The following is an 11,546-nucleotide window of genomic DNA, read 5'->3' on the forward strand; positions in this document are numbered from 1 at the left end:
GACCATCAGGATGGTGCGGTTCTTCGAGACCTTGCGGATCAGGGCCTCGATGCGCTCGACATCCTCGCGGCCCATGCCGGCCATCGGCTCGTCGAGCAGCAGCATCTCCGGGTCGAGCGCCAGCGTCGTGGCGATCTCCAGCGCGCGCTTGCGGCCGTAAGAGAGCTCGCCGGCGGTCAGCCCGAGGAAGGGCGTCAGGCCGACGGCATCGACCAGGGCGGCGGCTTCCGCATCGAGTTCTTTCAGCGAGCGTTCCGAGCGCCAGAAGTCGAACGAATCGCCGCGCTTGCGCCGCTGCAGCGCGATGCGGACATTGGTCAGCACCGAAAGCTGGGGAAACACCGCCGATATCTGGAAGGAGCGCACCAGCCCGAGCCTTGCGATCTCGGCCGGCTTCTCGCGGGTGATGTCGCGGCCGTTATAGACGATCGCGCCGCGCGTGGGCGCGAGGAATTTCGTCAGCAGATTGAAGCAGGTCGTCTTACCCGCGCCGTTCGGGCCGATCAGCGCGTGAATAGAGCCCCGACGAACGCTCAGGTCGACGCCGTTCACAGCTGTAAAGCCGGCAAATTCTTTTGTAAGACCTGATGTCGAAAGAATAGTATCCTCAGACATGCCGGTTGCCAGCCTTCATCAGCTTTATCTTTCTTTTTTAAGCGGTTCCCCTTGCATGTCATGCTGCACCGCGCTCCGGGCATAAGTCAACGTTCGCGGCTTTCAAAGCGGTCTTGGCAGACGCGCTCTCATCCCTTCGTCTTATGCCGCTCATCTCATGCGATTGGAGGATGCGGACGCCCGCGCGGCCGTTCATGGCTCGCGACCGGGCGCGCGACCGCCGGAAAGATGAAGGTTGTTTGAACCTGCATCGCGGTTGGCGCGACGATAGTGATGTTCCGGTTTACCATCGGAGCGTGTTGCGGTAAAAATGGCGGTCATCTTTCGTCCATATTGCCGCCGTGTTTTTGATCGTGCGCTGCGCCGACCGTTGCGGGCGGGCAGCCGATTGCCGAATTGGGGAGGTTGTCGTGAACTTCGCGTCTCTGGTTCCAGGGTTCCGTGCCCGAATGGCTGTCGCCTTTGCGCTGGTTCTCTCAGCGGTGGCGCTGGCCTCTCCTGGCTCTGCGGCCGTGCCTGAGCGGCGGGTCGCGCTGGTCATCGGCAACAGCGCCTATACGGCGGTGCCGCCGCTGGCCAATCCGCAGCGCGATGCCAAGGGCATCTCGGCTGCGCTCAAGCGCCTCGGCTTCGACGTCGTCGAGGGCTACGACCTCAAGATGGACGAGATGACGGGTATCGTGCGCGAGTTCGCGCAGAAGCTCGACGGCGCCAAGGCCGGCCTCGTCTATTATGCCGGCCACGGCATCGCCGTCGGCGACGAGAACTACCTGATCCCCGTCGATGCCTCGCTGCGTTCGGAAGCCGATCTCGACTTCCGCGCCGTGAACGTCCAGCTCGTGCTGCGCCAGATGCAGCGCGACGAGCGCGTCAACATCGTCATCCTCGACGCCTGCCGCGACAATCCCTTCGCCGCCCAGCTCGCCGCGAAGTCGCGCGCCGTCACCCGCGGCCTGACCGCGATCGAGACGCAATCGGCGTCGGGCATCCTGATCGCCTTCGCCACCGATCCGCGCGCCACCGCGCTCGACGGCGAGCGTGACGGCAACAGCCCCTTCACCAGCGCGCTGCTCAAGCATATCGAGACGCCCGAAGTGTCGATCACCACGGTGATGGACCGCGTGCGCGCCGATGTCTGGGAGACCACCGGCAAGAAGCAGAAGCCCTGGACCAATTCCTCGATCATCGGCGAGTTCAAGATGAACCCGACGCTGAAGCTCGCTGCCGTCGATCCGGGCGTGGCCGCGACCAAGACCATCGACGCGGCCGTGCCGATGCCGGCCATGCCGGTGGCCCCTTCGCTCGATCGCGCCCAGCTCGACGTCAAGACCTGGGAAGTCGCCGAGCGCGGCAACTCGGCCGCCGACTACCGCGCCTATCTCGACGCCTTCCCGTCGGGACAGTTCGCGACCTTCGCCCGCAACCGCCTCGCCAGCCTCGACGCGGCGAAGCCGGCGAGCGGCTTCCTCGCGACGCCTCCCGGCGTCAATGACGAGGCGCTCAAGAAGGAGATCGGCACGGCGCAGACCGAGACCGCGATGAAGCTGGACAATGCTGGTCGGCGCGAAGTGCAGACCCGTCTGCGCGTCAGCGGCTTCCAGCCCGGGAAGGCCGCGACGACCTTCGGCCCGAGCCATCGCAAGGCGATCCAGGCCTGGCAGAAGTCGCGCAGCATCCCGGAGACCGGCTTCCTGACCGCGATGCAGGTCAGTGCCCTTCGCAGCCAGAGCGAGACGGCCTATCAGGCTGTCCTCGCCGAGGAGAAGGCCGCGGCCGAGAAGAAGCGCAGCACCAAGACCGCCGGCGAAGGCAAGGCTGCGACCCGCAACGTTACCTCCTATGATGGCGACGAGATGTACCGGCGCGACCTCGCCCGCGAGCGTGGCGAGGTCTATCAGGGCACGACCACGACGCCGCGTCGCGGTACCACCAGCACCGGCTATCAGGGCCGTGTCCGGACGCGTGATGGCGATGCCGGTGACAGCGCCGGCGCCGCGATCTTCGGCGGCATCGTCGGCGGTGTTCTCGGCGGCGCGATCGGTGGCGGCTTCCGCCGCTGACGGATCGCCCCCGGCTCCAGCAATCCGGTAGGCCGGCCCTCGGGCCGGCCTTTTCATTTTGGCCGGCTGCGGCGATCTAGGCGGGAGCGCAGAGCCGGGTCAGCGCCGTCGTGAAGCCGCGGGCAGCGGGTCCAAGCGGCGCATCCAGCCTGTGTCCGATATAGGCTTCGGCGGGAAGCTGCCCGCGTCGGCCCAGAATGCCGGTCTCGACGCGAACCAGCCGGCCGCTGGCGAGATCCTCTTCTGCCAGCCAGCCCGGTAGCCGGCCCCAGCCCAGGCCGGCCCGGATCATCGCGTGCTTGATGTCCTGCCCGCCGACGCGGCAGGTCCGCGGCGAGATCACGCCGATATCGCGCTGGTCGGTCAGGGGCGAACGGTCGAACTGCACGATCTGGAGATGGTCGGCGAGCGCCGCCGCATCGAGCGCCAGCCCACTTGCCTGTCCAAGCGGGTGCGAGGGCGCCGCCACCGCGATCATCTCGATCGATGCCAGAGCCTCGATGGCGATGCGCGGATCGCGAAAGCTCTCGCCGACGATGACCGCGACCTGGCTGCGTTGCTCCAGCAGCGCCGTTATCGGGCCGCCGAGCGCTTCGGCCGAAATTCTGATCGCCACTGACGGATAGGCCAGACTCATCTCGGCCAGCGCCGCGCCGACCAGCAAGGGCGGGAACAGCACGTCGATCGTCAGCGACAATTCCAGCTCGACGCCTTCGCGTAACCCCCGCGCCCGGGCGCGCATCGCATCGACGCGCAGCAGGACGTCGCGCACATTCGCGAGCAGGGCCCGGCCTTCCGGCGTCGGCACCGGCCGGTGGCCGGAGCGGTCGAACAGCCTGACGCCGAGCTCGTCTTCCAGCTTGGCGATGGCATGGCTGACGGCCGACTGGACGCGGCCGAGTTCCTTCGCCGCGGCGCGGAAGCTGCCGCTGTCGCAGACCGCGAGGAACATTCGCATCTGATCGAGGGAGAGATTGTCGAGCATGATCGATCTTATAGATCAATTCGATGAGAATTATCTCACTTCTGTCGATTGGCGCGACGGTGCATCACAGCTGCGCCAACGAGGTGACGCAGCTTGCGCAAGAGCGATGAGATGGCGGGAGGCATGACAGCCGCCCGAACCGACTGGTGGGTGGTGGTTCTGGTCGTCGCGGCCGGCATCGCCGCCTCGCTCCAGATCGGCAAGGCGGCGATCGCGATCCCGCTGTTGCAGGCTGAGACGGGGCGCGACCTCGCCGTGCTCGGCTGGGTCAGCTCGATCTTCGCGGTGCTCGGCCTGTTCGGCGGCGTGCCCGTCGGCGCGTTGGCGACGCGCTTCGGCGACCGGCGCATCCTGCTGCTCGGCCTGATGCTGCTCGCACTGGGCAGCGCGCTCGGCGCGGCCACATCCGGCTTCGGCCTCTTGCTGGCCTGCCGTGTCGTCGAGGGCTCGGGTTTCCTGATGGTCAGCGTCTCCGGCCCGGCCCTGCTGCGCCGTTGCGTCGGCGAGCATGATCGCGAGATCGCGATGGCCTTGTGGAGCTGCTTCATGCCGGCCGGCATGGCGCTGGCGATGCTGCTCGGCCCGCTCTTCGGCGGCTGGCGCGCGATCTGGCTGGGCGGAGCAGGTTTCGCGCTGGCCTGCGAGATCGCGGTCGCATCGAGGGTACCGGCCTCGGCGGCCGGTGCGGCCGTATCGTGGCGACAGCTCGCCATCGATGCCGGCGGCATGTTCAGGACGCGCGGGCCGCTGCTTCTGTCGTTGTGCTTCGCGCTCTACGCGATGATGTTCTTCGCGGTGCTGAGCTTCCTGCCGGTTCTGCTGATCGAGCGGATGCATAGCTCGCTGGCGATTGCGGGGCTGCTCAGCGGGCTCGCCACCGCCGGCAACATCGTCGGCAACCTGATCGCGGGGGTGCTGCTCGCTCGCGGCGTGTCGCGGCTCACGGTCCTCGCCGGAGCGAGCTTCGCGATGGGCTTGGCAGCCGTCTTCGTCTTCCTGCCGCTCCTGCCGCCGGCCGGCGCTTTTCTCTCCGGCATCCTGTTCGCGACGGCTGGCGGCTTCATCCCCGCGACCTTGCTCTCGACCGCCGCCGCGCTCGCGCCGCGCCCCAATCTGGTTCCGGCCAGCATCGGCCTCTTGATGCAGGGCAGCAATCTCGGCCAGGTCCTGGGCCCGGCCGTGGTCGGACTGGTGATCTCGGGCATCGGCTGGACGAGCGCCGCCGCGCTGGTCGCGGTCCTCGCCCTTCTCGCCATGCTGACCTCGTTCGGGCTGCGCAGCGACCTCGCGGGCCTCTCCCGGCCGAGAAGCTGACGCTCAGCCGCGCTCCCAGCCCGCCCTGACCAGCTCGGGGGCGTCGCATTCCTCTTCCGGCCAGCCGATGCAGAGATAGGCGACGAGCTTCCATTCAGGCGGCGCATCGAGAACGCTGGCGACCGCGCCGGGATCGAGGATCGAGACCCAGCCGACGCCCAGTCCGTGGATGCGTGCGGACAGCCAGAACTGCGTGATCGCCGCAACCACCGAATAGTCCAGCATTTCCGGCATGGTCCGTCGGCCGAGGCCGTGGCCGCGTTCGGTGCCATGATCGCAGAACACTGCGAACTGAACCGGGGCTTCTCGCAGCCCCTCCAGCTTGAGGCGGGCATAGAGCGCCGCCCGCTCGCCCTCGTAGGACGCAAGCGCATCGGCATTGCAGCGGCTGAAGCTTTCTTGCACCGCGCTGCGCCGCGCCGGTTCGGCAACGGCGACCCAGCGCCAGGGCTGCGCATGTCCGACGGAGGGAGAAAGCCTGACTTGCGCCAGCAGCGCCTCGATCAGCTCCACCGGGACCGGGTCGCGTTTGAACCGCCGCACATCGCGCCGCCAGCGCAGCAATTCCTCGAACTGCCGGCCGAAAGCTTCGTCGAAGACCGGCGGCTGGCTCACGCGCTGTCCGCCGTGGCGATGGCGTGGAAGAACGAGCCGGTGACCAGCCCGCGGCGGCTGCCGGCGGGAGCTGGCGCCGAACCATGCGGATCGGTGACGACGGCGAAGGGCGGATCCTCGCCCTGTGCGACGATGCTCGCGTAGTGGAATTCATGGCCGGTCAGCGCAGTTCCGGCCGGCCCGATCGGGCCATCCGCTTCCAGAACCGCCCGGCGATAGCCCAGGTTCATCTTCCGCCTGGCGAAGGAGGTTTCGACCGAGAGCAGGCCCGCCATGGCATGGGTCACCCCGTCGGCATCGGTCAGGCTGCGGCCCAGCACCATGTAGCCGCCGCACTCGCCATGGACGGGTCGGGTTTCGGCGAAGGCGCGGAGGCCGTTCAGGAAGTGCCCCGCCGCCGCGATCGTGCCGGCATGGAGTTCAGGATAGCCGCCCGGCAGCCAGCAGGTGTCGCAACCGTCTGCAGGCGCCTCGTCGTTGAGTGGCGAGAACGGCACGAGTTCCGCACCGGCCGCGCGCCAGCCCGCCTCGACATGCGGATAGACGAAGGAGAAGGCGGCATCGCGGGCGATGGCGATCCGCCGTCCCGGCGCGGGCAGGGGCGGGGCGGCCCCATCCGGAGTCGCCGGAAGCGTGGTCGCGCCGGCCGTTGCCATGACCGCATCGAGATCGACCGCCTTCGAGACCGCTTCCGCCAGCGCATCGAGTCGCGCGTGCAGGTCGGCGGTTTCGCCGGCCTGGACCAGCCCGAGATGGCGCTCGGGCAGGATCAGGCTGGCTTCGCGCGGCAGCGCGCCCAGCACGGGCAGGCCGATACGCTCCATGCCCAGCCGGACCAAGCGCTCATGCCGGGGGCTTGCGACCTTGTTCAGGATCACGCCGGCGACGCGGATGCGCGGATCGTAGAGCTTGCAGCCGAGCGCGACCGCGGCCACCGATTGCGCCGCGCCGGAGACATCGACGACGAGCACGACAGGCCAGCCGGTCAGCGCGGCGATGTCGGCGCTGGCACCGGTATGCCCGATCTCGCCCGGCACGGCGTCGAACAGCCCCATCGAGCCCTCGGCGATGACGATGTCGGCGGCACGGGCCGCTTCCCCGGCGATCTGGCCGAGCAACCCGCCCGTCATCGCGTAGCTGTCGAGATTGGCGCTGGGCGCGCCCGTCGCGGCGGCGTGGAAGGCCGGGTCGATATAGTCCGGCCCGCATTTCAGTCCGCGCACGGTGAGGCCCCGGCGCGCCAAAGCGCGCTGCAATCCAAGCGTGATCGTGGTCTTGCCGGAGCCGGAGCGTGGCGCGGCGATGAGGAGCCCGCGCGCCGTCATGGCCCGCCCCGCGGCCGGAAGCGCCGGTCGTAATCGACCGAATAGAGCGCGCTTTCGCCGAAATCATCGGCGGCCAGCGCAGGGCCAACGAGGATGAGCGCCGTGCGCTCGAGTGCGCTGGCGCGAACCTTCTCCGCGATATCGGCGAGTCGGCCTTGCAGGACGGTCTCGTCCGGCCATGTCGCGCGGAACACCACCGCAACCGGGCAATCGGCGCCGTAGAACGGCGTCAGTTCCGCCACGACCTGCTCGACGACATGGATCGAGAGATGGATCGCCAGCGTCGTGCCGGAAGTGGCGAAGGTCGCGAGCTTCTCCTTCTCCGGCATGGCCGAGGCACGGCCGGAGGTGCGCGTCAGCACCAGCGATTGTGCGACGCCCGGCAAGGTCAGTTCGCGCTTCAGCACGGCCGCGGCCGCCGCGAAGGCGGGCACGCCCGGCGTCACCGTATAGGGAATGCCGGACTGGTCGAGCCGGCGCATCTGCTCTCCGCAGGCGCTCCAGATCGAGAGATCGCCGGAATGCAATCGCGCCACATCCTGCCCGGCGCGATGGGCGGCCGCCATCTCGGCGATGATCGCATCGAGATCGAGCGGGGCGGTGTCGACGATGTGCGCGCCCGGCGGGCACCAGGCGAGCATCGCCCTGGGGATCAGCGAGCCCGCATAGAGGCAGATCGGCGAAGCGGCGATGAGATCGCGCCCGCGCAGCGTGATGAGATCGGGCGCGCCGGGGCCGGCGCCGATGAAATGGATGGTCATGCGAAGCTTCTGGCGAGCGCGCAGGTGACGCGCGCGGTTGCGATGCGCGGCTGCACCAGTTCGCCGCCGGGTCCAGCCGCGGCCAGCGCGGCGGCTTCCGCCACCGAGCCGACGCCGTAGAGCGAGGCGATCCGGGTCGAGCGCGTCGCGCAGGCGGCCTCGAAGCCCTTCAGCGCTTCGTCGGGGATGGCAACGAGCTCGGCCGCGCGCTCATGGGCGGCCGCGACCATGCCGGCTTCCGCGACGCGGCTCGCCAGCGTGGCGAAGCGCGGCGTTTGCGCGCCGGCAAGCCCGGCGCTCGCCAGCGCCTGGTCGAGGCAGGCCAGGATTTCGGCGGCCTCCGTCCCGGGCCTGATGCCGATGCCGGCGACGAGGCGGCCGGCGCTCAAGGCTTCTCGACCCGCCATTGTGTGACCGGCATGGCCGGGCGCCAGCCGTGCTTGCCGCCGACGGGCGCCAGCCGGTCGATCGAGATACGGCGCAAGGAGCCGCCATGCTCGGCATGGAGCGCGGCGAGCCTGGCCTCGCCCTCGATCGTCACGACATTGGCGACGAGCCGCCCGCCCGGCTTCAATGCCGTCCACGCGGCGTCGAACAGGCCATCCTCCGTCAGGCCGCCGCCGATGAAGACCGCATCCGGCGCCTCGCGCCCGACGAAGCCGGCCGGTGCCTCGCCGACCACCTCGACGGACAATCCGCCGAGCTCCAGCTTGTTGCGCCTGATCCGCTCGGCCCGCTCCGGCTTGGCCTCGAAGGCGACGGCGCGGTTGCGGAGGTGCCGCTGGCACCATTCGACGGCGACCGAACCCGAGCCTCCGCCGACATCCCAGAGCAGTTCGCCTCCGCGCGGGGCCAGTGCCGAGATCGTGATCGCGCGGATTTCCGATTTGGTGATCTGCCCGTCATGGGCGAACCACTCCTCGTCGAGCCCCGGCGCCAGCGGCAGGATGCGGGAATCGCGGGTCGCCGTGACCTCGACCGCGATCAGGTTGAGCGGCACGATGTCGTCGAGGGCGAAGGCGTCGGCGCGGCATTCGCGGATGCGCTCCTGCGGCCCGCCGAGCGATTCCATCACCACGATCCGGCTTGCGCCCATGCCGCGCGCGGTCATGAGTTCGGCCACAGCGCGCGGCGTCGTCTCGTCCCAGGAGAGGGCGAGGATGCGGGCTTCCGGCTGGAGATGCGGCACGATCCGGTAGAGCGTCCGGCCATGCAGCGAGACCAGCGCGCATTCCTCCTGCGGCCAGCGCATCCGCGTGCAGGCCATCGAGAAGGAGGAGAGCTGCGGGATGATGCGCATTTCCGCGGCGGGAATGGCGCGGCTCAGGCTGTTGCCGATGCCGTAGTGGAACGGGTCGCTGGTCGCGAGCACGCAGACCTTGCGGCCGCGCTCGGCCAGGATCTGCGGCAGCGCGTTGCGGAAGGGCTGCGGCCAGGGGCGCAACTCTCCGGGCACGGAGCCGACCAGGGCGATATGCCGCTCGCCGCCGAAGACGATCTCGGCCTCGTTCAGTGCCGCGAGCGCCTCCCGGCAAAGGCCGGTGGCTCCGTCCTCGCCCAGCCCGATCAGCGCGAGCCAGGGGGCCGGCGTCTCACGGCTCGACAGAACATCCGATTCACGCAAAACTGGCGACATGACCGTCCTCATCCTCGGCGGAACGAGCGAAGCTGCTGCGCTTGACCAGCACCTGGCTGATCAGGCTCCCGATATTCGCGCCATTATCTCCCTGGCGGGGCACACCGTCGATCCCCGTCCGAGCAACCTGCCGGTCCGCACCGGCGGCTTCGGTGGCGTCGAGGGCTTGAGGCGTTATCTGGTCGAGGAAGGCATTGTCGCTGTCGTCGACGCGACCCATCCCTTCGCCGCGATCATGCCCTTCCATGCCGAGCATGCCTGCAAGGCGGAAGGCGTGCCGCTGCTGGCGATCCGCCGCGATTCCTGGAAGCCGCGCGCCGACGATCGCTGGAAATCCGTGCCCGATATCGAGGCGGCCGCGCAGGCGCTGGGCGACGAGCCGCGGCGCGTCTTCCTCACGGTCGGCCGGCTCGAACTGCCGGCTTTCGCGGATGCGCCCCATCATCGCTATCTCGTCCGCGCCATCGAGCCGATCGGCGATCGCCTGCCGGTGCCGCATGTCGACGTCATCCAGCAGCGCGGACCCTTCGATGCCGATGACGAGGAGGATCTGATGCGCCGCGAGGGCGTCGAGATCCTGGTCAGCAAGAATTCCGGCGGCCCGGCCACGGTCGGCAAGCTCGTGGCGGCGCGCCGGCTTTCCCTGCCGGTGGTGATGGTGGAGCGCCCGCCCAAGCCCGCTGTCGAGACCGTCGATCATATCGATCAGGTCCTGCCCTGGCTCGTGGCGCAAGGCATCTTCGCCACCGAACGCGGCGTATAGACGTAAGGCGCCGCGCCCTCGCGCGCGATCAATCGCGTGCTCGAAGCCCCGATCATCACCAGCGTCGCCATGTCGGCCGTGCTCGCGGCCGCAACGGCTTCCGCCAGCGTCAGGATGCGCAGGTTCTCGTCCGGCCGTCCGACGGCGCGGGCGAAGAGCACCGGCGTTTCGGATGCACGCTGCGTCGCCGCCAACTCCAGCGCCTTGCCGAGCTGCCAGGGCCGGGCCTTCGAGATCGGATTGTAGAGGCAGATCACCAAATCGGCGGCGAGAACGGCTTCGAGCCGCGCCGTCACGACATCCCAGGGCTTCAGATTGTCCGAGAGCGAGATCGCGCAGAAATCCCCGCCCAGCGGCGCGCCGGCCTTTGCCGCCGCTGCCAGCATCGCGGTAATGCCGGGCTCGACCGCGATCGTGATGCCCAGCCATGCCGCCGGCCCGGCCTCCAGCGCCTCGAATACCGCTGCCGCCATGGCGAAGACGCCGGGATCGCCGCCCGAGACCACCGCCACCGTCCGGCCTTCCGCCGCCAGTTGCAGGGCATGGGAGGCCCGTTCGACCTCGACGCGATTGTCGGAAGCGTGCTTGGTCAGCCCCGTCCGTTCGGGAACCCGGTCGACATAGGGGCCGTAGCCGACGATATCGGTCGCGGCCTCGAGTGCCGCCTGCGCGGCCGGCGTGATCCAGTCCGGCGTGCCCGGGCCGAGGCCGACGATGGTCAGCGAGCCCGTCACAGGCGCCGCCCTTCGCCGGGCACCAGCACCATCGCGAAATAGGGCGCCTCGTCATCGGTCTTGTCGCTCAGCCGCGCCACCACCTGCCGCGCCATCGTCGCGCGCTCGACATAGATCGCGCGCCCTTCCAGCCCGGCGGCGACAAGCGCGCGTCGCACCTTCGGCAGGTTGCGTCCGAGCTTCATGATCACGGCGGCATCGGTATCGGCAAGCCGCCGCGCCAGCTCCGCCTCCGGCAGCGTGCCGGGCAGCACGGTCATGACGTCGTCGCCCCAGGTGATCGGCGCACCGGCTTCGCCCCAGGCACCGGTCATGCCGGTGACGCCGGGCACCACCTCGGTCGGGAAGCGGTGGCTGAGCCGCCGCCACAGATGCATGAAGGAGCCGTAGAAGAACGGGTCGCCGTCGCAGAGCACGGCGAGCGTCCGCCCGGCCTGCATCTCCGTTGCGAGACGCTCTGCCGCCTCCTCGTAGAAGGCGGCGATCGGTCCGTCATAATCGGGCTCGCCGACGCTGGCCTCGATCGTCACCGGGAAGGCGAGCTCGATCTCGCGGGCCGGATCGGGCGCGATGATCGCGTCCGCCGTGCTGCGGGCATTGCCGCGCCGGCCGCGTTTGCAGAAATGCACCAGCCGGTCGGCCGTGGTGATGATCTCGCGTGCCCTCACCGTCATCAGGTCCGGCGCCCCCGGCCCGAGGCCGACGCCATAGAGCAGGGTCCTGTTCGTCCCGCTCATC

12 protein-coding genes are annotated in these 11,546 nt (G+C 69.2%); 3 read left to right on the top strand and 9 right to left on the bottom strand.

From position 1 onward, the window contains the following. A partial coding sequence (locus tag WFK61_RS20820) for an ABC transporter ATP-binding protein (RefSeq protein WP_336813986.1) occupies nucleotides 1-615 on the bottom strand: 615 nt, incomplete at its 3' end. 449 nt (nucleotides 616-1,064) lie between these two features. On the opposite strand from WFK61_RS20820, the gene WFK61_RS20825 reads away from it, so the two are divergent. Continuing rightward, nucleotides 1,065-2,675 carry a caspase family protein gene (locus tag WFK61_RS20825; protein WP_336813987.1) on the top strand — a complete coding sequence of 537 codons (1,611 nt, stop codon included), beginning with the start codon at nucleotides 1,065-1,067 and terminating at the stop codon, nucleotides 2,673-2,675. 76 nt (nucleotides 2,676-2,751) lie between these two features. Here the strand turns inward: WFK61_RS20825 and WFK61_RS20830 are convergent, their stop codons facing one another. Then, nucleotides 2,752-3,660: a LysR family transcriptional regulator gene (locus tag WFK61_RS20830; RefSeq protein WP_336813988.1), complete on the bottom strand. Its 909-nt coding sequence runs from the start codon at nucleotides 3,658-3,660 to the stop codon at nucleotides 2,752-2,754. Nucleotides 3,661-3,783: 123 nt separating this feature from the next. On the opposite strand from WFK61_RS20830, the gene WFK61_RS20835 reads away from it, so the two are divergent. Then, the gene (locus WFK61_RS20835) at nucleotides 3,784-4,974 is read left to right on the top strand and encodes an MFS transporter (RefSeq protein ID WP_336813989.1); all 1,191 of its coding nucleotides are present in this window, start codon (nucleotides 3,784-3,786) and stop codon (nucleotides 4,972-4,974) included. Between the two features lie 3 nt (nucleotides 4,975-4,977). Here WFK61_RS20835 and bluB read toward each other — a convergent pair whose 3' ends face one another. Genes bluB through cbiE form a run of 5 tightly spaced genes read right to left on the bottom strand, consistent with a single transcriptional unit; the run spans nucleotide 4,978 to nucleotide 9,311 of the window. Further along, nucleotides 4,978-5,589: a 5,6-dimethylbenzimidazole synthase gene (bluB, locus tag WFK61_RS20840; protein WP_336813990.1), complete on the bottom strand. Its 612-nt coding sequence runs from the start codon at nucleotides 5,587-5,589 to the stop codon at nucleotides 4,978-4,980. Next, nucleotides 5,586-6,914: a cobyrinic acid a,c-diamide synthase CobB gene (locus tag WFK61_RS20845; protein WP_336813991.1), complete on the bottom strand. Its 1,329-nt coding sequence runs from the start codon at nucleotides 6,912-6,914 to the stop codon at nucleotides 5,586-5,588. Before WFK61_RS20845 ends, bluB begins: the two co-directional genes overlap by 4 nt. Further along, on the bottom strand, nucleotides 6,911-7,675 hold the full coding sequence (gene cobM / locus WFK61_RS20850; RefSeq protein WP_336813992.1) for a precorrin-4 C(11)-methyltransferase: 765 nt from the start codon (nucleotides 7,673-7,675) through the stop codon (nucleotides 6,911-6,913). The genes WFK61_RS20845 and cobM overlap by 4 nt, the downstream gene beginning before the upstream one ends. After that, nucleotides 7,672-8,064: a cobalamin biosynthesis protein gene (locus WFK61_RS20855; RefSeq protein ID WP_336813993.1), complete on the bottom strand. Its 393-nt coding sequence runs from the start codon at nucleotides 8,062-8,064 to the stop codon at nucleotides 7,672-7,674. Before WFK61_RS20855 ends, cobM begins: the two co-directional genes overlap by 4 nt. After that, nucleotides 8,061-9,311: a precorrin-6y C5,15-methyltransferase (decarboxylating) subunit CbiE gene (gene cbiE, locus WFK61_RS20860; RefSeq protein ID WP_336813994.1), complete on the bottom strand. Its 1,251-nt coding sequence runs from the start codon at nucleotides 9,309-9,311 to the stop codon at nucleotides 8,061-8,063. The genes WFK61_RS20855 and cbiE overlap by 4 nt, the downstream gene beginning before the upstream one ends. Between cbiE and WFK61_RS20865 the strand changes: the two genes are divergently transcribed. Next, nucleotides 9,310-10,074, top strand: a complete 765-nt coding sequence (locus WFK61_RS20865) for a cobalt-precorrin-6A reductase (protein WP_336813995.1) — start codon at nucleotides 9,310-9,312, stop codon at nucleotides 10,072-10,074. The genes cbiE and WFK61_RS20865 overlap by 2 nt on opposite strands. On the opposite strand, the gene cobJ is transcribed toward WFK61_RS20865, so the two are convergent. Both cobJ and WFK61_RS20875 read right to left on the bottom strand, forming a co-directional pair. After that, nucleotides 10,017-10,808, bottom strand: a complete 792-nt coding sequence (gene cobJ / locus WFK61_RS20870) for a precorrin-3B C(17)-methyltransferase (RefSeq protein WP_336813996.1) — start codon at nucleotides 10,806-10,808, stop codon at nucleotides 10,017-10,019. The genes WFK61_RS20865 and cobJ overlap by 58 nt on opposite strands. Continuing rightward, nucleotides 10,805-11,545, bottom strand: coding sequence for a precorrin-2 C(20)-methyltransferase (locus WFK61_RS20875; protein ID WP_336813997.1), 741 nt, complete (start codon nucleotides 11,543-11,545; stop codon nucleotides 10,805-10,807). The genes cobJ and WFK61_RS20875 overlap by 4 nt, the downstream gene beginning before the upstream one ends. Nucleotide 11,546 lies beyond the last annotated feature (1 nt).

The sequence above is a fragment of the Allobosea sp. MMO-172 genome, from assembly GCF_037147855.1.
Lineage (GTDB): Bacteria > Pseudomonadota > Alphaproteobacteria > Rhizobiales > Beijerinckiaceae > Allobosea.

Excerpts from the sequence above, each read along its gene's own strand:
- WFK61_RS20845 (WP_336813991.1), bottom strand. The coding sequence starts at position 6,914 with ATGACGGCGCGCGGGCTCCTCATCGCCGCGCCACGCTCCGGCTCCGGC.
- WFK61_RS20875 (WP_336813997.1), bottom strand. The coding sequence starts at position 11,545 with ATGAGCGGGACGAACAGGACCCTGCTCTATGGCGTCGGCCTCGGGCCG.
- WFK61_RS20865 (WP_336813995.1), top strand. The coding sequence starts at position 9,310 with ATGACCGTCCTCATCCTCGGCGGAACGAGCGAAGCTGCTGCGCTTGAC.
- WFK61_RS20835 (WP_336813989.1), top strand. The coding sequence starts at position 3,784 with ATGACAGCCGCCCGAACCGACTGGTGGGTGGTGGTTCTGGTCGTCGCG.
- cobM (WP_336813992.1), bottom strand. The coding sequence starts at position 7,675 with ATGACCATCCATTTCATCGGCGCCGGCCCCGGCGCGCCCGATCTCATC.
- cbiE (WP_336813994.1), bottom strand. The coding sequence starts at position 9,311 with ATGTCGCCAGTTTTGCGTGAATCGGATGTTCTGTCGAGCCGTGAGACG.
- WFK61_RS20825 (WP_336813987.1), top strand. The coding sequence starts at position 1,065 with ATGGCTGTCGCCTTTGCGCTGGTTCTCTCAGCGGTGGCGCTGGCCTCT.
- WFK61_RS20830 (WP_336813988.1), bottom strand. The coding sequence starts at position 3,660 with ATGCTCGACAATCTCTCCCTCGATCAGATGCGAATGTTCCTCGCGGTC.